Origin of the sequence: Maridesulfovibrio sp., from assembly GCF_963676065.1 — a bacterium.
Lineage (GTDB): Bacteria > Desulfobacterota > Desulfovibrionia > Desulfovibrionales > Desulfovibrionaceae > Maridesulfovibrio.
Genome location: NZ_OY780933.1, coordinates 711,857 through 733,900, shown reverse-complemented (window position 1 = coordinate 733,900; position 22,044 = coordinate 711,857). Strand labels below are relative to the sequence as shown.

Annotated in this window: 15 protein-coding genes; 6 read left to right on the top strand and 9 right to left on the bottom strand. The window is 47.5% G+C overall.

Annotation, left to right across the window (positions count from 1 at the left end; translation table 11 throughout):
• Positions 1-76 precede the first annotated feature (76 nt).
• Positions 77-1,288 (bottom strand): phosphoserine phosphatase SerB, encoded by a 1,212-nt coding sequence (serB, locus tag ACKU35_RS03220; protein ID WP_319763084.1) that lies wholly within the window; start codon positions 1,286-1,288, stop codon positions 77-79.
• A 162-nt stretch (positions 1,289-1,450) separates the two neighbouring features.
• Here serB and ACKU35_RS03215 point away from each other — a divergent pair, with 162 nt between their 5' ends.
• From ACKU35_RS03215 to ACKU35_RS03195, 5 genes are all read left to right on the top strand, one after another.
• Positions 1,451-2,842, top strand: a complete 1,392-nt coding sequence (locus ACKU35_RS03215; RefSeq protein WP_319763082.1) for a HAMP domain-containing sensor histidine kinase — start codon at positions 1,451-1,453, stop codon at positions 2,840-2,842.
• 363 nt (positions 2,843-3,205) lie between these two features.
• On the top strand, positions 3,206-3,892 hold the full coding sequence (locus ACKU35_RS03210; RefSeq protein ID WP_319763080.1) for a S24 family peptidase: 687 nt from the start codon (positions 3,206-3,208) through the stop codon (positions 3,890-3,892).
• 168 nt (positions 3,893-4,060) lie between these two features.
• A complete protein-coding gene (panB, locus tag ACKU35_RS03205; RefSeq protein ID WP_319763079.1) occupies positions 4,061-4,909 on the top strand; it encodes a 3-methyl-2-oxobutanoate hydroxymethyltransferase in 849 nt (282 codons plus the stop codon).
• 100 nt (positions 4,910-5,009) lie between these two features.
• Positions 5,010-5,279 carry a hypothetical protein gene (locus tag ACKU35_RS03200; RefSeq protein ID WP_319763077.1) on the top strand — a complete coding sequence of 90 codons (270 nt, stop codon included), beginning with the start codon at positions 5,010-5,012 and terminating at the stop codon, positions 5,277-5,279.
• Between the two features lie 6 nt (positions 5,280-5,285).
• Positions 5,286-6,245, top strand: a complete 960-nt coding sequence (locus tag ACKU35_RS03195) for a hypothetical protein (protein ID WP_319763075.1) — start codon at positions 5,286-5,288, stop codon at positions 6,243-6,245.
• 126 nt (positions 6,246-6,371) lie between these two features.
• Here ACKU35_RS03195 and ACKU35_RS03190 read toward each other — a convergent pair whose 3' ends face one another.
• The 3 genes from ACKU35_RS03190 to ACKU35_RS03180 form a co-directional block, all read right to left on the bottom strand.
• Positions 6,372-7,529 (bottom strand): hypothetical protein, encoded by a 1,158-nt coding sequence (locus ACKU35_RS03190; RefSeq protein ID WP_319763074.1) that lies wholly within the window; start codon positions 7,527-7,529, stop codon positions 6,372-6,374.
• Between the two features lie 51 nt (positions 7,530-7,580).
• Positions 7,581-8,177, bottom strand: a complete 597-nt coding sequence (locus ACKU35_RS03185; protein WP_319763073.1) for a 3'-5' exonuclease — start codon at positions 8,175-8,177, stop codon at positions 7,581-7,583.
• 290 nt (positions 8,178-8,467) lie between these two features.
• Positions 8,468-10,069 carry a peptide chain release factor 3 gene (locus ACKU35_RS03180; protein WP_319763071.1) on the bottom strand — a complete coding sequence of 534 codons (1,602 nt, stop codon included), beginning with the start codon at positions 10,067-10,069 and terminating at the stop codon, positions 8,468-8,470.
• 229 nt (positions 10,070-10,298) lie between these two features.
• On the opposite strand from ACKU35_RS03180, the gene ACKU35_RS03175 reads away from it, so the two are divergent.
• Complete coding sequence (locus tag ACKU35_RS03175) at positions 10,299-11,273, top strand: hypothetical protein (protein ID WP_319763069.1); 975 nt, start codon at positions 10,299-10,301, stop codon at positions 11,271-11,273.
• A gap of 10 nt (positions 11,274-11,283) precedes the next feature.
• Here ACKU35_RS03175 and ACKU35_RS03170 read toward each other — a convergent pair whose 3' ends face one another.
• The 5 genes from ACKU35_RS03170 to ACKU35_RS03150 form a co-directional block, all read right to left on the bottom strand.
• On the bottom strand, positions 11,284-17,694 hold the full coding sequence (locus ACKU35_RS03170) for an AAA family ATPase (protein ID WP_319763067.1): 6,411 nt from the start codon (positions 17,692-17,694) through the stop codon (positions 11,284-11,286).
• A 186-nt stretch (positions 17,695-17,880) separates the two neighbouring features.
• Complete coding sequence (locus ACKU35_RS03165; protein ID WP_319763065.1) at positions 17,881-18,849, bottom strand: nickel ABC transporter permease; 969 nt, start codon at positions 18,847-18,849, stop codon at positions 17,881-17,883.
• 7 nt (positions 18,850-18,856) lie between these two features.
• The gene (locus ACKU35_RS03160; protein ID WP_319763063.1) at positions 18,857-19,561 is read right to left on the bottom strand and encodes a DUF1007 family protein; all 705 of its coding nucleotides are present in this window, start codon (positions 19,559-19,561) and stop codon (positions 18,857-18,859) included.
• Positions 19,554-20,138 carry a TetR/AcrR family transcriptional regulator gene (locus ACKU35_RS03155; RefSeq protein WP_319763061.1) on the bottom strand — a complete coding sequence of 195 codons (585 nt, stop codon included), beginning with the start codon at positions 20,136-20,138 and terminating at the stop codon, positions 19,554-19,556. Before ACKU35_RS03155 ends, ACKU35_RS03160 begins: the two co-directional genes overlap by 8 nt.
• Before the next feature lie 258 nt (positions 20,139-20,396).
• A complete protein-coding gene (locus ACKU35_RS03150) occupies positions 20,397-22,040 on the bottom strand; it encodes an AMP-binding protein (RefSeq protein ID WP_319763058.1) in 1,644 nt (547 codons plus the stop codon).
• Positions 22,041-22,044 lie beyond the last annotated feature (4 nt).

The window sequence follows — 22,044 nt, the reverse complement described above, 5'->3', positions numbered from 1 at the left end:
GCATGAAAAAATCCCCGGAAGGTTGTACTTTCCGGGGATTCTTTTTTTAATACATGCTGTAAAAAAGCAGGGAGCCTTAATCCGTATCCCTGTCGCGTAAACCTATCAGGTAAAGAATGGAATCAAGACCGAAATGGGAGATGGACTGGCGGGCATCCTGCTTGACTTTGGGCTTAGCGTGAAAGGCGATACCCAGCCCGGCAATGGAAAGCATGGGCAGGTCGTTTGCTCCGTCACCCACGGCAATGGACTGTTGCAGGCTGATCTTTTCTTTTTCCGCGATCTTACATAATAGTTCCGCTTTCTTAGCTCCGTCCACAATGTCGCCGATGACTCCGCCGGTCAGCTTTCCGTCCTTGATTTCAAGACGGTTGGCGTAGACGTAATCCACACCCAGCTTTTCCTGCAGCTTTTCGCCGAAATAAGTAAATCCGCCGGAGATGATGGCTGTTTTGTAGCCGAATTTTTTCAGGTTGGTGATGAGCCGTTCGGCCCCTTCGGTAATGGGCAGCCTGCGTGCGATTTCTTCCATTACAGATTCGTCCAGTCCTTTAAGGGTTGCCAGACGCTGACGCAGGCTTTCCTTGAAGTCGATTTCCCCGCGCATGGCTGATTCGGTAATCCGGCTGACTTTTTCACCGGAACCAGCCGCTCTGGCCAGCTCATCGATAACTTCCGTCTGGATAAGGGTGGAGTCCATATCGAAAGCCACCAGCCGTCTGTTTCTGCGAAACACATTGTCTTCCTGCAGAGCTATATCAACCTGATCTTCAGCTGCCATTTCCAGAAAGTTGGACCGCATGCGATCCAGATCTTCTGGGATTCCGCGGACGGAAAATTCAACGCAGGCATGTCTCGGTGCAGGCTCACCGTTCATGGGAATACGTCCGGAGAGTCGATGGATCATATCGATGTTCAATCCGTTGTCCGCGATAATTTTTGTAATTCTTGAAATATGGGAACCGGTGAGCTTGTTACCCACAAGGGTGGCAATGTGTCTTGGTTTTCCCTGTTCATTCACCCACGCCATGTACTTATCGGACTGGGTAGGCTTGAATTTAACGTTTACCCCCAGCTCGTACCCTTTGAACATAATGTCCTTGAGTACAGGGGCTGACTCCGATTCCGGCGGAATACGGATTAGTATGCCAAGCACCAGTTGGCTGTGGATTACACTCTGTCCGATGTCCAGAATATCAATGCCGTAGCCAGCCAGAACCCCTGTCAGAGCTGAGGTCAGGCCGGGTTTGTCCGCGCCGGATATTTGAATGAGAATAATTTCGGGCATGATGGTTTCCCTAAAAATGGTTTGATGGGCGGACTGTCTCATAAAATGCGAATACAGTAAATATTGTTAGGACCGTAAAAAAGATCTTACTGCTTGCCCCTTTCTATCGGTAATCGTATAATGGGTAGTAGCCCCTTCATGTCATGAACCCCGGATAAATTTATGAGTAGTGAAAAGAAAAGTGTTGATGTTTTTTCATACGAGCAGGAAGGTCCGCTAGGCGAAGGTTTCCAGCTTCCTTTGGGTCCCGCTCCGGATAAGATGCATCATATTCAGCGGCGTATTCACGAAAAAATGGACGATTATAAGGATTATTCCTTTTCCGCGACAGAAAAGCGGGCATTGATGATCTTCTTCGACCTCGCACAGGAATTTGACTCACTGGAAGATTTTTTTGCCGTGAGTACTGCTGTTCCGAGAACTCTTTTTGGTCTTGACTGTAGGCTTTATCTCGCTAAAGGTCCGGACGAATTCGTCCCTGTAGGGCGAACAGAAACTCGTGCTCCGGTATGCAGCTCCGTTCCTCTGGAAAAGATCTTTAATGCCGGGCACCTTTTTATTCCCATCCGGGGTAATATCGAGTTGGTGGATCAGCTTCCTTTCAAGCCTGCCGGGGATGTGATCGGATGTTTTGAGTTTTATAATATGGAAGACCTCTCCGATCATCAGTCTTTATTTTTTGAAAAATTTGTAAACCGGGTCGGTTTTCAGCTGCACAGCAAGCTCTTACGCCGCAAGGGACAGGAGCACTTGGTCTTTGTCCGTAATCTGGTTAAGGACGTGGGGCATAATGTAATTGTCCCGAATATGTATTTTAAGCTCTTTTACAACCGGCTTCGGGACCGTATTGAAAATATCCGCACCCTTCGCAGCGAGGTGTACAGAAAGTCCGTGGACGAAGTCAGTTATGAATTGGATCAGCTTTATAACGGCCTTGTCCTTCAGTTTAATGAAATTCACAGTCATTATGAGCAAACCAGTCTTTTTCTGGAGACTCTTTTACGTAGGCAGCATTTTGAGGAGGGACGGTATATTGTTGAAAAGCGTCCTTGCAATCTGCTTAAGCAGATCATAGAACCTCAACTGGAGCGCTATCGTTCAAGATTTGAGGAGCGAGGAATCCGGTTGGATACCAGCATGGGAGGGGTGCCGGACCAAGAGGTTCGCATCATTGCTGATGTGGGGCTTATTTCTCAAGTTTATGCCAATCTGTTTTCGAATGCTGTAAAATATACCCGCGAAGATACCATGTGCGACGGTCGGTGTGATAAGTTCACTGCTTACGGATGGGAAGTTGTAAAAGATTATTTTAAAAACGGGTGGGACGGACTGAAGTTGAATGTTTTTACTACCGGTCCTCATCTTCCGGAAGAAAATCGCAGCAAGCTTTTTCAGCCCGGCTTCCGAAGTGAAAATGTAGGCAGTGAATATGGTTCCGGCCATGGATTGTTCTTTGTACGTCAGGTGGTTGAGCTGCATGGTGGAGAAGTCGGCTATGAACCGCAAGACGGAGGTAACAATTTTTATTTTATACTTCCGCTAGGGGATAATTAGAAACGGGTAGACGTTTTTTATAAAGGAGCCAGTTTTTTTAAAGCGGTCTTGTTAAATAAAAATAGTCGTTGCTCTTTTGCACAGTCTATAATGATGTTGTTCATAATATGATAGCCGTTAAAAGTGAAGTTGTACTATTCAAACTACTATTATAGAAAGTGTGCCGTTATTATTTTGCAGTGATTTACGGCTGTATTTACGTGTACTTTAATGCTTTGCCTGTTTATAAATTTCATGCTAGCAGTCTTTTACATTGATGTTAAAAAAAAGGATTGTATGCAAAGTAAGCGATCTGCTTTATGAGGTTGCCATATTGCACATTAATTTTGAGTTGTTTATATTTTGTTATCACAGGAGGTAGGCGTGTCAAAGTGGTTTGATGAAAGCTTGGAAAGAATCAAAAAGGCTACCGGAACAAGAACTCAGGTTCAGCTTGCCGAAATTTTGAATATTCGACAGTCAAGCATTTCTGATGCGAAAAGAAGAAGCTCCATTCCGGCGGAGTGGTTCATTAAGCTGTACAGAACCCATGGTTTGAACCCTGAATGGCTTTCCGACGGGATTGAACCGGTGTATCTTAAACCGGGCAAGGGTAAGATTGCAGCCGACCAGATTTTGAGCGAAACAACAGCCCAGTACGGTCAGGTGCAGTCGCGAGGCAGGATTGTTCCTGTTTCGTCCATGGCAGGTGAGGATGTCGGCGCGGATAGCTGGAAACCGCAGCAGGTTTCAGAGCTTAGCATCCCGGAAACATACTACCGCTCTTCACTGGTTGTTTTGAAAGCCGAAGGTTCTTCCATGGAGCCGTCTATACGCAGGGAAGCTTTTGTAGGAATCGATGATTCCCAGAAAAGACTTATGGCCGGCGATATCTACGCTGTACATGTTCCTTATCAGGGTGTGGTTATCCGCAGGGTCTTTTTTGATCCGGAAAATTCCCGGTTCATTCTGCGTCCTGACAATGAGCAGCATCCGGAGCAGTACATTCCGGTTGAAAATCATGAAAAGCATGTTGTAGGACGGGTCGTCTGGGTCATGCAAGAGCTGTAGTTTTTGTCATTTTTAAAGTTGTTTAAAAGAGGTCCGGGTGTTCCTGGCCTCTTTTTTTTATGCATGATACATTTTTCACTAGACTTGATTTAGTTTTTGCATGCCCATATCAGAAAACTGCACTGAAAAACTTCCTTAATCAGTCTTTTTTAAATATGTGAGGAAAATATGAAAAAATTAACGGCTCCCGATATAGCCGCCCTTAAAGGGCAACGCAAGATCTCCATGGTTACTGCTTACGATTATCCTTCAGGGCAGATTGTGGATGCTGCGGGTGTGGATATGATCCTTGTCGGCGATTCTCTGGGGATGGTTGTACTCGGTTATGAGGATACTCTTTCCGTCACCATGGATGATATGTTGCACCATGCGGCAGCGGTATCCCGCGGAGTAGAGAAGGCTTTGATTGTGGGCGACCTGCCCTTTATGTCCTACCAGCCCTCTGTGCAGATGGCTGTTGAAAATGCAGGTAAATTTCTCAGCTGTACCGGGGCGCGGGCCGTAAAGCTTGAAGGCGGTTTTCCGTTTCTGGAGCACGTGCGGGCCATTGTTGATTCCGGCGTTCCGGTGCAGGGGCATATCGGATTGACCCCGCAGCACGTGGCCCGTTTCGGTGGTTTCAAGGCTCAGGGCAAAAATGCCCGCTCGGCTAGCGCGTTGGTTGACGAGGCTCTGGCCCTTGAAGAAGCCGGGTGCTTTTCCATTGTTCTGGAAGCGGTCCCCCATGAAGTGGCACAGGAAATTACCCGCCGGGTTTCCGTACCTACTATAGGTATCGGAGCCGGACCGGATACGGACGGGCAGGTGCTTGTCTATCATGACATACTGGGTCTTTTTGACCGTTTTGTTCCTAAATTTGTAAAGAAATTTGCTCAGTTGCGCGGAGAAAGTATTGAGGCCGTCAAGCACTACATTGCAGAGGTCGGGAACGGTTCTTTTCCGGCCGAATGCAATTTCAGCAAAATGGAAGCTGGAGAGCTCAAGCAGTTTAAAGCCTTGTTGCAGGATAAAGAATAACCAACCGCAACAGGCTCGTGCTGTGAATGAACTTTTTTCCTAGCCCTTGAGGCTGTTCAAGTATATTTTATTGTCTAATTAAATAATTATGGAGGAAGCGATGGCTGTATCTATTTTTGATCTCGGACTTTCCGTTGAAGCAAATTCACTTTTCCTGCTGATAGAAGGTATGCTGGGCAGTAAGATTGATCCTGATAAAAACTGTAAGGCCGATGCCAACATCATTACTTATGGTTTATGTCTTGAAAAATGGAACGGCGAAGAGAATGATTTTCTGATCGCCATGAAAGAGCTCCTTGATGCCGGAGTCCTTGTCGATGAAAACGGCACATTCAAAGTCCTCGCTGTTGATAATTGGAAAAAAAAGTAGGTTCTGTTGTCTTTAGATATTCTTTGGACCGGATTAGGGTGGCCCCTGATCCGGTTATTAATATTTATCAGCATAGGATTGCTGATAGGTAATATTGTTGAAGGTTTGCGCTGGACCCGGGCCATGGGACGGGTTGCCACTCCGCTTATCCGGGCGGGGCGGCTCAAAGATATAAGCGGTGCCAGTTTTGCGCTGGCTTTTTTTTCGGGAGTTGCCGCCAACTCTATGCTTTCCGAGGCTTATGAAAAAGGGGAAATCAATGACCGCGAGCTGGTTATTTCCAACCTTTTCAATAGTCTTCCCACTTATTTCCTGCACATGCCTACGGTGTTTTTTATTGCCGCCCCGTTTATCGGCAACGTGGCATTTATATATGTAGGGATAACCCTAATCGCAGCCTGTGTTCGTACCGGCGCCATAGTGCTTTGGGGGCGTTTTGCCCTTCCTGCGGATAGTGGGTGCGGGGATGTTTCAGAGCGCCTTAAAGGGCAGGAATCAAAATCTTTTCGTGAGGTACTGGAGAAGGCGTTAAAACGCCTCAAGCGCAGATTGCCGAAAGTTGTTTACATAACCATCCCCATTTACACAGCTTTTTTCTTTTTACGTCATTACGGTATCTTTTTATCTTTTGAGCAGTACCTCAGCGAACATCTGAGTTTTCTTTCCTGGCTGGACCCTCAGGTCTTCGGGATTATTGCCTTTAGCCTTGCGGCAGAATTCACTGCCGGTCTTGCCGCCGCCGGGTCCCTGCTTGGTTCCGGAGCAATTGAACCTCACGGAATAGTGCTGGCACTTATTATCGGAAATCTGCTTTCCACTCCTGTGCGTGCTTTGCGTCACCAGCTTCCATACTATGCAGGTATTTTCCGAGGTAGAATGGCTTTGAAGCTTATTCTTTATAATCAGGGACTGCGGGCTCTCAGCCTGCTGCTGGTAGGCGGAATTTATTTTATGCTGGTCATGTAGGATTACTGACATGGATAAAGAAAGAGCCGGTTCAAAATTATAGGACTTGCAGATTCAGTCAAAAAAAGAGGGTGAAACAGTTTGTTGCTGTTTCACCCTCTTATGTTTGTAAGCCGTGTAGATTTATTATCTGAAAGTGCAGCGCGAATTACCGCATGAAATTGTGCCCAGTGTTTTGTCTGCGCTGTTTTTCAGAACACATTTTTTGAATGCATAGCCGTCTATAGCGTATAAATCTCTGAGCAGATGGAAGAGTTTGCGATTGGTTGAAGCTGATTTGCCATCGAGTGCTTCGTTATTGAGGGTAGCGTAAAGGGTATATCCCCGGTTGCTGCTTTTGCTGATTAATTTTTCACCGGAAGCGGTTCTCAGATTAAGGAATCTTTGCAGCCCCTGCTGTTTGGCTTCATATGCGGCCAGTTTATCAGTGTACATAGTGGAGCTGGGATTTAGCTTCTTCAGTGCCTTATATCCATTGATATTAAGCTGAATTTTATATCCGGGCATGGACTGAACATGGCGCATGAGCAGTTCTTCCTCGTTAGAGGTCATGAGTTTCTCATATTCTTCCGGGCAGCTGGACTGCCTGTTCTCCATATCGGCAGAGTAGGCGATGACACACATCTTTTTGTCCGGGCGCGGAGTGTCCTGCGCAATTTTATCCATGAATTTTTCAGCAGTTTTGAGCGGAGTTTCCCCGGCAACTACAAAGAGGTAGAAATCTCTTTTAATTTCAAGATCAAGAATATTTTTGTCTTTTGGAAATTCTTTCAGGCAACGGGCAATAAATTTCGCCCTTGTTTTAACCAGCGTGGATCTTTCGGTATAATGCTCTTTACGGGCTTTATAGTATGTGTTTTGCGGAGCAAGTTCTGTAAGCTTTTCATAGCCTTTCAGGTTTTGTTCAACCTGAATAGGGCTTAGCTTGTAAACATATTCATAGAGCAGTTTGGTAAGGTCGCTCCGGGATAACGATGATGCAGATCCACTTTTCAGCTCATCCAGATTGCTGTCCATTACTGCAACGGGAAGGCTGGAGAAGTTACATTTTCCGTCATCCTTTTTATGCAGCTTGTTGATCTCGGAAACAACGCTGACTTCCTGTTTCCTGCTCATCTCATCAAGGATGGCAAGAAAACCGGATTTGTTTTGAACCACGGCATTTATGCCGGAAATGTTTCCAAGCTCGGCTTTTAAAATATCATTGCAGTCCGCATGAGCAAAAGCGGGAAACGCCGTAACTATCACAATGAGTAATGAGATGATAAGATATCTGGATTTCATAGTGAATCGAATCCTTTCCGGTAACGAATTATTTGCCCGCAGGCAAAACAGTTAGAGGACTTCAAGTTCCTGAAACTTCAGGTATATTTCACGGCTGACCCATGCATCTGTCGCAGCGTAGGTTATCTGCTGCGGAGTGAGTTCCTTACGGCCCCAGTTAGAGCACTGAACTCCCTTGGAAATGCGGAATCCGAGCAGGTTGGCAGCTAAATTGCGCAGCCCGTTTGTCTGCATTTCCAGTGACCTTGCCAGATCGCCGAGGTCCACAAAGCCTTTGCCTTCAAAGGGAGAAACATCGCGTAATTCTTTGACATCATTTATTACCGCCACCCCTGTCTTGATTATATCGGCAGAAGAAAGCAATTCCTTGATGTGGTCTGAAAGGGAAATATGATTCAGATGCAGCAGGTAGACACAATCTTCAGTCGCCAACTGAATTAGTGAAGGGGGGTAGGAAACACCTTTGCGGAAGACCGGACGGGTCTCGGTATCAAAACCGAGGAGATCGCAGCGGCAGAGTTCTCCGATTGCTGCCGGAACATCTTCTTCCCGGTCAATGAGCTTGATAGGTCCTTCATATTGGCGAAGGGGCAGCTCGTTAATTTCGTCTTTAGTAAATTTTCTCTTATATTGTTCAGGTACTTGCATAGAATATTGAGCCCGGTAGTAATTACATTTCCTGCGTTTGGAAACAAAGAATTCCTACCGGCCCGTGATGCTTCAGGTACTAAGGTCCTGAAAAACCACGGGCGGGCAGGATAAAAGTATCACATCTGAATATTAGCCAAACAAGGCTTCGTCAACCCCCAGACAGTTTATAAAGCACCATCTGGGGTTTAACCCCGAGTATACCTGTTGGCGACTCCAAAGGGCTAAGCCCCTTTGGAGGGTCGCTGAAGGCATATTTCAGTCTTTATCGCGCGAAGCGCATCAAAATTTTATTGATGCTCGCGGGTTTTATTAAAATTAATTTTCGGCCATTCCTCTTCCGCCTGCTGCAGCCGCCATTGACTGGGGGCGAGAAAGGTCAGGTTGTCGTCACCGTCGAGGGCTACAAAACGGGGATAGCGTTTTTTAATTCCATCTATCTCGCGGGGATCATCACTGCTTAACCAGCGGGCGGTGTGGTATTCAACCGGTTCATAAAGGGCAGCTACGCTGTATTCGTCCTTAAGTCGTGACATGATCACGTCGAACTGAAGCAGACCGACTGCACCAAGGATTTTGTCATTGTTACCCAGCGGTTTAAAGAGCTGAACCGCACCTTCCTCGGCCAACTGGTGCAATCCTTTATCCAGCTGTTTGCTTTTAAGCGGGTCTTTGAGGATTACCCGGCGGAAATGTTCGGGCGCGAAGTTTGGAATCCCGGTAAACTTCAACTCTTCTTTAGTGGAAGTGAAGGTGTCTCCGATCTTGATGGTACCGTGGTTGTGGACCCCGATGATGTCGCCGGGATAGGCTTCTTCAACTCCGGTGCGGTCCTGCGCCATAAAAATAGTCGCGTTGGCGATCTGCACATCTTTTCCGATGCGGTGGTGGCGGACTTTCATGCCGCGTGTGAATTTACCGGAGCAGATGCGCATGAAAGCTATGCGGTCACGGTGAGCCGGGTCCATGTTTGCCTGAATTTTAAAGGCAACGGCTGAAAAATCTGATTCAAACGGAGAAACTTCACGTGTAGTCGTAGCGCGCGGTTTGGGGTGCGGGGCCAGCTCGACAAAGGAGTCCAGCATTTCCTGTACCCCGAAGTTATTGATGGCACTTCCGAAGAAAACAGGGGTCTGCTTACCTGCGAGATAGCGTTCCTTGTCGAAGGGGTATCCTGCGCCTTCAAGCAGTTCCAGCTCTTCGCGCAACTGTTCAGCCTGATCTCCGAGAAGCTCATCCAGACGGGAGTCGGAAAGGTCTTTGATCACTTCCCCTTTCTGGATACCGCCGCCGTGTATGGCGGAGAAGAGGTGGAGCTCCCCTTTATGAATGTTGTATGTGCCTTTAAAGTCGGAGCCCATACCGATAGGCCAGCTGAGCGGGGCACACTCGATTTGCAGTGTGTCCTCAATATCCTGCAGCAGATCGAAGGGGTCGATGCCTTCACGGTCCATTTTGTTGATGAAGGTGATGATCGGAGTGTCGCGCATGCGGCAGACTTCCATCAGCTTTTTGGTCTGGACCTCAACACCTTTTGCGCAGTCAATGACCATGAGCGCCGAGTCCACAGCGGTGAGCACGCGGTAGGTGTCTTCGGAAAAGTCCTGGTGACCGGGGGTGTCGAGCAGGTTGATTTCGTAGTCATGGTAGTTGAATTTCATGACCGAGGTGGTAACGGAAATACCGCGTTCCTGCTCCATCGCCATCCAGTCAGATGTGGCGTGGCGGTTGGCTTTACGCGATTTTACTGTTCCGGCCATCTGAATAGCTCCACCATAAAGGAGCAGTTTTTCAGTCAGTGTGGTTTTACCGGCATCCGGGTGGCTGATGATGCCGAAAGTCCTGCGACGTTCAACTTCTTTTTTAATAACGGTGTCTACATTCTGGGACATGATATATTACCTGCATGCTGCTTTTTGATCGTGGGGGTGAACTCTGGTAAAGGGTTTCTGCCCATCTTTATAGATATGTTCACCGCAAGTGCTGGATTGTCCGTATCAGGATTAGCGCAAAGGTCAAGTAATACATTCATGGTTTCGGTTTCAATTAAGTGGCAATAGGTCATAAAAAACGTTATATTTTTATTTCGCGAGCAGCATAAAAACAAGGCAGGTATGCATAATGATCAAAAAAGCCAGTTTACGTTTATTGCAGCGTCCGGCAATGGAAGAGACTGTTTTATCGAAAGAAATATATCGTTCGACTTCATTGGATGAAGATCTGACTCAGGCCGGAAATCCTTCGGTGCAGCTTGATGGTCCATTGCTGATGAACATTATGGTCAAGTTCTTCCATGCCTATGTTTATCCTGATTCACATGAAAGAGTGATTGATCTAGAGGATATTTCTCTACTTTTTGACCGTTTTGTGCATCGTAGATTGGGGAGTGATGTGCTGGAGAACTGTCTTGAGCTGCGCAAACGGCTTTTATCATACGGATTTGCCCTGTGCATGCTGGCCGATCTGCCTAAGAGTACTCATATTTTTAAGGATATTGCCGAGGCAAATCCAACGTTGGGGGGGGATCATTTTACCGGGCTGGATATCGGTTCCGGTACAGGTATTTTGATGCTTGCCATGGCTGTACAGGCCAGCCGTAACGGATTTGAAGGATATTCACTTGTCGGTATTGAGCGCAACCAGATTGTAGCGGAACGTACCAATGAAGTTCTTGGCCGATTGGGGGTTGGCAATGTCCTTGTTGCTGATGCTAAGAAGGTGGAAACGTATGGTTTTCTGGAAGGGCATAAGCTTCATTTTATCTGCAATGAAACCTTGCCCGCTTCCGGGCGCAGTCTGTGGAAAGAAGATTTTATATTCATTTGCAGAACCCTTTTTGATGGGTTGTATGAGCAGACAGAAGATGCTGTTTTTTTTCCTGCGTCAGTGCTGGTAGGCCGCTCCCATACGGAATTGTTAACCGTGCTCGATTCCTCTTCCGGTTTTCAATTGCAGAATGAGCAGTATCCTCTGCGGCTGATGAAACCTTACGGCATGAGCTTATCCGGTGAAATGATCGCTCTGGAGGATATAGGAAAGAATTATGAAGGTTTTATACCTGAAAGCTGGAGATCTGTGCTGACCCGCCGCTGGTAACCGGAAATATTTAATCCGCCGATCCCAGATAGTTTCTCAGAGTTCGGAGCAGCTCTTTCTTTTTAACAGGTTTCGCCATGTGCGCGCTGCAGCCGTGTTCGATGGCTTTCAGCTCGTCATCTTTGAAGGCGTTGGCGGTAAGAGCCATAATAGGTGTCGGAGGAAGCTCGTTTTCTTCTTCATATTTCCTGATGGCTTTGGTTGCTTCGTAACCGTCCATTATTGGCATTTGTATATCCATGAGTACTATGCCGTATTCTCCTTCTTTGAATTTTTTAAATCCATCTTCCCCATCTACGGCGTGGGTGATGCTGTACGGTGTTTCTTGCAGGAACAGGTCAATAACCATGCGATTGTCTTCGGAATCCTCCACAAGGAGAATAGCCTGTTTTTTTGTTGAAGACGGATTGTGAATCTCGACCTCCTCCATCATTTCAATTTGTTCCGTGTCCAGGTCGAGTTGGGGCTCTTCAATATTTTGAGATTGTTTTTCCCGGTATGTATAGCGAAGATCTTCAACGATGGCCTGCGGATGAACCGGGCGATGCACGTATGTGGCGCCCAGTTGTTTCGCTCGTGCTGTTGCTCTTGGCTGGGGTTTGGCTTCCATGATCATTATGAGTTTCCAGTCCTGACACAGACTGTGCTTGAGTTTTTTTAGAATTTCAAAACGGTCGTTTTTACCGGTTGGATGTCCGACCAGAAGTATGCAGTTCTTGTATGATGAAAGTGAAATTTCAGCTGCATATGCAGAGGATTTAGTAATCCCCTCCGCTGCGTATACAGTTGCACCCAGATCCGTGAGGCTTAGGCTTAGAAAATCTCGGCATATTGATTTATTGTCCACAATGAGTACTGCGCAATTTTCAAGCGGAAGGGGGATTTCCGGCTGTATGGGAAATTCCGCACTGATAGTGAAAGCGAATGCAGATCCTTCGCCTTCTGTGCTTGATACGAAAATTCCACCGCGCATGCTTTCGACCATGCGGCTGCAGATGGAAAGTCCCAGTCCTGTTCCGCCGTAGTTGCGGGTGGTGGAAGAATCAGCCTGCGAAAAGGTATCAAAAATGGAATTTATCTTTTTTATGGGGATGCCGACACCGGTATCCTTTACAATTATGCGCAGATAACCTCTTTCGGTGATGGCGGCTTCAAACGTGATTGTGCCTTTTCCCGTGAATTTCAGCGAATTGCCGACCAGGTTCACGATAACCTGCCGCAGTCTGGTCGGGTCCCCGGTAATAATCCGGGGCACTTCAGGATGGATATACCAGCAGAAATTTATTTTTTTTATCTGAGCCCTGAGGGCAAATATTGAACCGATGTCTTCAAATAATTCTTCAAGGTTGAAATCTATTTTTTCTAGGTCAATCTGTCCTGCTTCGATTTTGGACAGGTCAAGTATGTCGTTGATGAGCAGAAGCAGATTTTCTCCTGCATTTCTGAATATCTTTACGTAGTTACGCTGTGTTTTGCTCAGCCTTGATTCCCAGAGCAGATCAGCCATACCTAGAATTGCGTTCATGGGAGTTCTGATTTCATGGGACATGCTGGCCAGAAAGTTACTTTTAGCTGCGTTGGCAGCATCAGCGGCAACCTTGGCCTTTTCAAATTCACGAGCTTTTCTCTTTTCGGTGATGTCCTCGAGAACTCCTTCAAGGCAGTTGTTCTTGTTACCGTCTTTTTCAAGTGAGACGGTCATATTCACCCATATTGGCGTGCCGTCCTGCCTACGCATGTTTATTTCCCGGTCACGCACGGTTTCGCCTGTAAAGAGTTCTTTGATCAGAGCCTGATGCATTCCAGGATCCACGTATAGACTTTTGATTTGAGTTTTTCTTATCTCATTCCAGCCCCGGTAACCGAACATTTCGGCTAGAGCCCGGTTGGCCTTGAGCAGTTGACCCCCGGGATCCACTTTCGCCCTGAAAACACCGACGTTGATACTTTCAAGCAGGGTCCTGTGCTGTGTTTCAGAATCGCGCAGATCGGAATAGAGTCTTGCGTTCTGGATAGAGATGGCGGCCTGCGAGCAGAGCAGGTTGAGTAATTCCAGCCGGTCATTGGTAAAGACTCCGGGGCTGAGATTGTTTTCAAGATATAGCACTCCGCGCATGATCTGCTGGTTGATAACCGGCATGGCCAGAATGGATTTCGGCTTGTTCCTGATGATATAGCTGTCAATGGAGAACGGGCCTTGTGCCCCGGCATCGCGTATAACGATGTTGTCTTTGGAGCGAAGCACATAGTTGACAATGCTGCGGCAGTATAAATCCTGATTTATGTCCGGAGAAGTCTGGGTGATTATGCCGTGTTTTGAAACAAAGGCATGGGCCGTTAATTCAAGTTTATTTTTGTTGTTCAGCAGCAGGGTGGCTTTTTGCGCTCCGGCATTTTCAATTACAATGCGCATGAGTTTATCCAGCAGCCGGTCAAGAACAATTTCTCCGGAAATAGCCTGCGAGGCTTTAACCACCGCGGAAATATCAAGGGGGCTGTTCTTTTTGTCTCCGGGATGGGAGGCGTGGCTGAAGCTGCCGCTTGAGTCTTTACGCAGTTGTGGGTGTTCGTTGAGTATTCGTTGTACTTTGGCGGATGCGCCCCATTCATGATAATAATGGCATGCCTCGGAAAAGAAGCATTCCGCTGAGCGCGTTCCACCTACCCCTGCATGAAATTTACCGGTCAGCTCGCAAGCCAGTCCGCAGAAGTTGTTGTAGCCTGCTTTGGAGCTGAACTGGATAGCTTTTTCATATAGATTTAGGGCGCGGCTGTGATCATTTTTCAGCTGTGCGAATTCGGCTGCGGCTATCAGGTACAGATGACGGAAATTTTCAGGACAATTCTTTTCCCATGTCTTCAGCCGGGAATAAGAATGCTTGATACGTTTGAGGTACAGCCTTTTTACCTTGGGTGTGGCTTCTTCATAAAGAGCGGTCATGTTTATGATGCAGAATAAGTGGAAAATAGCGACGGAATACATGCCGAATAGGGCTTCCTCAACATTATCATAAAGTATTTCTATCTGTTCCATCGCCTTGGCATGGGAACCGAAAAAAGAAAGTGAGATCAATTTTGACAGGGCAATCCAATTTTCCACCACTTCGGAACCGCTGCTTTTGGCGGCACTGATCAGATTGCTTTCCCGGAAGTTTTCGTCGTCAAGATGGCCGGGGGTATATGTCTTACCCTGCATACTTTTGCACATTTGCAGAGTCAGGTTGATGGAGCCGGAGCTGAGTGAATTTTTATTCTTTTGAATGAAATTCAAATAGCGGTCGGCAAGGTTATATATTTCTGAAATATCTTCTCCCTGCAAGAATTTCATACGCACAGCAAAGTATCCTGCATAGCGGGCATAAGTGTTATCCCCGTACATGAGTCCGCAGTGGAAGGATTTGTCCAGAGTGTTAATATTTTCCTGTAGGGGAACATGCCAGTGGTCGTGCATCCCTCCCCGAAGCAGATTTATTTTTGCGTCCAGTTCCGACGTGCCGGACTTCTTGTTCAGGTCTACTGCCAGCCGTGTAAATTCCTGTGATTTTTTGAAATTGAACTTTCTGGAAGCTAGAAAAGAGGCATAAAACATATAACCGAACGGCGAGTATGGTCCATTACCGTGTTTGATTGAAAAGCGAATCATTCTGAGGATAATGAACAGCACAAGTTTTTTATTGTACATGTATGCCGGGGTAATGGTGTGCATCATAAGCTTCATGATTTCCAGATGCTCAATGGATTCCATGACCGGCAGGTTATATAGTTGCTTTGTGGTTCTGGTGCCCAGTTTCATTGAGGTTTTGATCAGTTCTACAGTCATGGAGAGCCTGCCCGGAAGTTTCGGTATCTCCACTTTGTATTGCTTAAGTGTCTCCAGTCCTATTTTTACAGCCTCCTGATATCTGCCCTGATCAGAGTAAAGCTGCATTTTAGAAAGATGCGCTTTGGTGGTATCTGAGCGGTGCTGAACATGTTCGATCAGATTTTTAAAGATATTTTCGGCCTGTCTATGCGCACCGTTCATGAATTCGCATTCATATAAATCAAGATGCAGGTCGAAAGTGTTTCTGTAAGCAGACTTCCAGCCTTCTGGGCCCATCAGCCGGGTTGCAGACGATAGGTACCCGGAAGCCACTTCAAAGGCTGAACTTCTCTTGGCTTTTTGCCCGGCCTTGCTGAATATTGAGGCAATGGTTTTTTTTTCATGCGGATCCGTTATGGCACTGAGACATAGACTGTACTGAGCGGAAATTTCAAAAGTAGCGTCTTCAATCTCTTTGGCGGAGTATATGTTGAGCATGGCTCGGCCTATGGCCAAATGCAGGTCTGTTTTTTCCGTTGCGTTTAGCATGGAGTAGGCCGCCTGCTGGACCCTGTCATGCATGAAGGACAGGTATTGCGGTTCTGTCTGGGAGTTAAAGTTATTATTCAGGAAGGCAGACTCCTCATCCGCAACGATTAACCCTTCCTGCAGGGCCAGTACCAGATAATCCAGAATAATCTGCTCCGGGATATCCATAACTTCCATTAGTATGCGCAGGTCGAATTTGCAGCCGATCCCCGAAGCAACTTTCAGGACATCCTGCCCTTCCTGTGGCTGAGTGAGAATCTTCGCTGCCATGAGCTCCACAAGATTACCATCCATGGAAATATTGCGTATGGCGTCGATATCCCATTCCCAGCGAATTTTATTGTGATTAAAAGTAATGAGTTCGGCCCGATACATATTGAGCAGGTACTCGCGGACAAATAGAGGGTTACCCCCGGTTCTGCTATAGACCATTTTCGCCAGTTCTTCCGTCCTGTTTTTTGAGGCGCGCAGTGTTCTGCGGATAAAGCTGTGCACATGGTGCAGTTTTAATCTGCTCAGAGTTATGGTGTGTACCCTTGGACTTAGTTCTACAATCTCGTCAATGTGTTCCTGAATGCTGTCTTCCATCGGCTGGTTGGTCCGATAGGCGCAGATGAGCATCAGATGGGAGGTTTCCTGGTCTTCAAGCAGGCGTTTAAGGAGTTGCAGCGTGGAGAGGTCCGCCCATTGCAGATCATCCAGAAAAAGAACCAACGGTTTATCTATGCTGGGGAAAACTTTGATGAAATTTTTAAACGCAAGATTAAACCTGTTTCTGGATTCTGTTGAGCCCAGTTCTGCGGGAGGCTGCTGTTGTCCGATAAGGAGTTCCAGCTCCGGCAGAACTTCCGTAATCAGGCTGGCGTTATTATCCAGAACACTGGTAATTCTTTTTTTCCAAGCATTGATTACCGGGGTCGGGCAGGCTAGTCTTTTGCGTAAAAGTTCCTGAAAAGCCTGAATCAAAGCGCTGTATGGGCGGTTGCGCCGGAATTGGTCGAATTTTCCGGATATGAATTCACCGTTCTCAGTGTAAACATGTTTGCTGAAGGATTGCACCAATGTACTTTTTCCATTCCCTGCCTCCCCGCGGATGAAAACGATTTCACAATTGCCCAGCATCACTTTACTGAATGCGTTTTTGAGGCCCGCCATTTCTTCTGTGCGGCCGACCCTTTTGTTGGACAGGGTGAATATCTCGGAAATATCCTGATGGCCCGGCGTAAAGTTATCAATTGTAATTTCTTTGCTGATAATCCGCAGGCAGGATTTCAGGTCTTGCTTGATGCCCTGAGTCGACTGGTAGCGGTCGCCCGGATTTTTGGCGAGAAGTTTAATTATTATCGAGGACAATGAGGGCGGAATTTGTGGATTAATGCTCTGCGGATCCGTAGGTTCTTTGGCCAGATGACAATGAATAAGTTCCAGATCATCCCGCGCTGTGAAAGGTTTACGACCGGTGAAAAGTTCAAACAGCGTGATCCCCAGTGAGTAGAAATCCGAGCGCCTGTCAAGCTCGGTGCTGACCCTGCCGCTTTGTTCAGGAGGGATGTAGGCTATATTGTCAGCTGAAATAAGCTCTGCTGAAGAGTGCGAAAAGGGGTCGGTTATTCGGGAACTGTTCTGCAGGTTGGTCAGCAGTGCTTCCTTGTAGTCCGGGGCGATGGCGATGCTGTCCGGGCGGATGTTGCGGTGCAGAAAACCTTTTGTATGGATATGTTGTATGGCCCGGACAATTCCTAGGGCAATTCGGATCTTGATGCTTATATCGATGCTGGAATCGGGGATCAGCGTACTGAGCAGATTGTAGCCTTTATCTTCAAGGATCAGAGCCAGAGAATTATCGGTTCGGTGCAGTGTTACTGCCGGAATTATGGCTGGGCCGCCTATTTCCTGCGCAGCTGCATATTCGTTTTTCAAGTCCGCCAGAAGACGGGGAGATGGCAGTTCGGAGTTCGGATACTTTATCAGGACCGGAAAATCGTCATACCCACGGATAGCCCTGCATACCGTAATGTCTGACCCTTCATGAAGCTGGGCAACATTTTCATATCCGGCAAGATTAATCATCGTCGAATTACTCCCGTGGCAGCAGCGGATGTCCCGCCAGACGCGGTTATCTTTTGGGGCTTAGTATGGCTGTAGCAATAGTAAATCCTTTTTGCAGCTCCATGATATAGGGCTGACTATTTGTATAACATTATTGAATGAATATGTCATTGCTGGATTTCACAAAAGTATGCAGGTCTAGCTTTGCTAGACGAGGGAAAGGTGGGCCGAAAGCATCAGCAGTCCGAAGCAGGTGATAACTGTAGCCCCGAGCAGGGAGAGAATTGCGTAGACGATCCGGACGCTCCGGTTCAGGCCGGTACGATCCATTGCATTTCGGGCCTTTGCCGCTGCAAGGGCAAAGCAGGAAGTGGTTACAGCCATACCCGTGGCCAGAAAGACCATAGCCAGAAGTCCTGTGGGAAGGATGCCTGTTGAAAGCGTATATACAAGTATAATAGCCGCTCCCGGACAGGGCACAAGTCCGGTAACTATCGCTACTGTGGCTATCTCCTTGAGGGATTCCCGGCCCTTGCTTTCACATTCATGCCGTGCCTTTTGATTAAATGAACGCAATGCCCCGATGAGCAGCCACAATCCGATCAGCGCGACCAGTCCATAACTCGCGGTCTGGAGATGGCGGTTGAATTCTTCAAAGCCGGACATGCCGCTTTTCATTAACATGTAGGCGAGGCAGACAGCTACGGTAGCTGATCCGACATGGACTAGGGTTATGATCCAGGACATGAACGCCGCTGAATATGTTGAACCGCCGCGGGAGATGAAATAGGCGCAGACTACGGATTTACCATGTCCCGGCCCAACCGCGTGGACTATCCCGTACATAAACGCGAAGGCTAGAAATAACCACAGTGATTTGCCGTAGGGGTTTTTCTTAATATCCCTTGCAAAACCGGTCAGCTGGGCCCGGATTTCTTTTTGCAGCATGGTTATTTTGATCATTACCATGTTGTAAATTCCTGCGACAGGGCCCTTATTCTCTTGAACTGTTGCGGGAGCCGAAGTTGTGGATTTAAAGGGGGACGGACTCTTTTTTTTTACAGTCTCCTGCTTCTGCGGAGCCAGAAAGGGATTATTCTGGGCCTGTGCAGTAACAGCGGATAAAGACAGAGCTACAGTCAATATCAAATAGAGGAAAAATTGTTTTTTTTTCATGTCGTCTTTATTCGGGCAGCATGGTCAGTACCGCGGCTTCCGGAACCATCTGGTCATAAAAATAAGCCATTTCCGCAACCGGTCTCAGATCCAGACTGGTTTGATATTTCTCACTGTGCGTCGAGATCTTGTTCTGAGGGTCCATTTGAACTGCGGTGTAAAAACTTTTGTCATAAATGGCGACCATGATCACGTGCTTCTTTTTTTCCGTGATATTCAGGGGTACGAAAAATTCGTATACAAGGGTACCGTCTTCAACAGACGGTTTGAAATCAACAGCTTCAATCTGATCGCGTTCTTTTCCATCCACCAAAACGCGGGTGAAGTAGTTAAAATTTTTCAGATTAACAAAAGCTCCCTGCTCAAGGGCGGCTGCTTCCTCCGGGGTCAGCTTATTGTCGTGGTTTTTATCGAAATCCCCGAGAATCATGCTCGAGAACATTTCATCGAACCACCATTTCTGGCGGACTCCGGCCAGCCCCTGCCCGTTTATTTCAAACGTCAGTGAACAATCCACAAAGACATGCGGATGAGCTGAAGCTTTTACCGGTCCCAGCAGGAAGAAAAACAAGCTTAACGGAAGTATGAATACCGGTAGAATCTTTTTCAGGCTCATGGCATAGGGGATAGTTTTTTGCATGTCGGCGTAATGGAGTATGGACGAAAAAGAGTCCAGAACTTCGCTGTATGGTGATATATTAAATCTAGTCACGGGATCTGATGCTGCGGACCACAAAGTCAGTAGTCTCTTCGTATAGGTTGGGCAGGTCGTAGGGTGAAAGGAATCTGGTCCTGACTGTACCGACTATATTGGAATAGACAATGGTGGTAGTATCATCGACGGACAGGCCGCGAATGGAACCGTCTTCAATTCCGCGTTCCACTGATTCGCGGATGACATTTAAGAGCTGTTGGAATTTAACTGCAATACGGGTGCGGTCCAGCTCTATCTGTACATCGGAGAACGGGGAACATCTCAGCAGTACCGGGAAAGTGTTACGGTGCTGCAGGGTATAGGCAAGATAGCTGCGCATGAAGGTCTGGATGCCTTCCAGTCCGTTGGCAGTGTTGCGTGTTTCCGCTCTCAGATATTCTGTAAGATCTTCAACAATAGCTACTCCGGCGGTGATGAAGAGTTCCTCTTTTGACCCGAAATAGTGGGAGACAAGACCGAATGCCACACCTGCGCGTTCAGAAATCATTTTGACGGTGGTTCCGGCATAGCCGTAGCGTCCAAAGATTTCCTGCGCCGCATACAGGATTGCGTCTTTTTTGTTTTTACCTTTCATGGCCCCTCGCTGGCACGTTAAAGGTTTACGGCTATGCTTTATTTCGGGGTGGACCGAATAAAGTATGCCGTTTTATGTTTGCTCGCTTGCGGAATTTATAGGCCGGATTGAATGCGCGGTCAAATCGGGGGGACTATCTAATCTATCTGCCATAGAAAAGACCGCAATAACATTCAGCTATTGCGGTCTTGGATTTTATTCGCAAATTTGCCTTATTAACAGGCAAAGTCTGGCGGAGTAGATGGACGTACAGTCGTTCTATTTCGCGGCTTTTTCGTCTTTGGCGCGAATTTCAGCGCGTTTGATTTTGCCGCTGATGGTCTTCGGCAATTCTTCTACGTAATCGATTATGCGCGGGTATTTGTAGGGTGCAGTTACCTTCTTGACGTGATTCTGCAATTCTTTGGTCAGCTCATCGCCAGCTTCATAGCCGGGGGCGAGAACAACTGTGGCTTTTACGGCCTGACCGCGTACATCGCAGGGAACGCCTGTTACGGCAGCTTCGACAATGGCGTCATGGGTGATCAGCGCAGATTCAACTTCAAAGGGTCCGATGCGGTAACCGGAACTTTTGATCAAATCATCGGTCCGGCCGAGGAACCAGTAGTAGCCGTCCTCATCCATCCATGCTTTATCGCCAGTCTGGTAGTAACCGTTGACCATGACGTTTTCAGTTTTCTGCGGTTCATCCAGATAGCCGGTGAACAGTCCCACGGGACGGGGATCAAGCTTAATGCAGATCTGTCCTTCCTCACCGGGGGAGCAGAAATTACCTTCAGTATCGATGAGCGCAATATCCCAGCCCGGACAAGGTCTGCCTATGGAACCCGGTTTTGGAGTCATATTGGGGAAAGTTGCGATCTGAAGTGCTGTTTCAGTCTGGCCGTATCCTTCGTAAAGGGGCAGACCGGTGGCTTCTTTCCAAGCTTCAAAGACAGAAGCATTGAGCAGCTCGCCGGCTGTGGTGCAGTGTCTGAGCGTTGACAGGTCGTATTTAGAAAGGTCTTCCCTGATCATGAAACGGTAAACCGTGGGCGGTGCACAAAATGAAGTGACTTTGTTATCAGCAAGTACCTGCAGCAGTTCCGCAGGATTGAATTTGCCGCGGAAATCCCAGACAAAGACAACAGCTCCGGCCATCCACTGTCCGTAATATTTACCCCAGACAGCCTTGCCCCAGCCTGTGTCGGCAAGAGTCAGGTGAATGTCATCGGGACCGAGGTCATGCCAGTAGGCTCCGGTCATGTAGTGGCCGAGAGGGTAGTTGTGGGTGTGCTCAACCATCTTCGGCTGCCCGGTGGTACCGGAAGAGAAGAAGATCAGCAGGGGATCATCTCCGCCTGCGCAGTCCGCGGGGCGGGGAAAGGAATCTGAAGATTCGGCACAGATGGTTTCAAAATCGATCCAGCCGTCGTGCAGTTTGCCTTCTCCTGCTTGAACCATGACTTCAAGTGAAGGGCATTTCTTTTGCGCTTCGTCGGCACGGTCCGCCACGGAATCCTCGGTTATGATACCTTTGATCTTGGCGAAATTAACTCGGAATTCGATGTCTTTTACAGTAAGCAGGTTAGGCGAAGGAACTGGAACAGCCCCGACCTTGTGGCAGGCCAGCATAGCTACCCACCAGTCTATGCGCCGGTAGAGGATGATCATGATGCGGTCACCCTTTTCAACTCCAGCTTTGCTTAATGCGTTGGCCAGCCGTGCTGACTTTTTGGAAAAAAAGTCGAAATCTTTTTCGTTACGCGTTCCGTCCGGACCGATATGGATCATTGCCGGACGATTCGGATTTTCTGCGGCAATGGCATCCACGCAATCAAAGGCAAAGTTGTAATTTTCAGGGACCTCGGTCTTGTATTCGGCACAGAACTCTTCGTAAGAGTCGTATTTCTGTTTTTTCATTTTA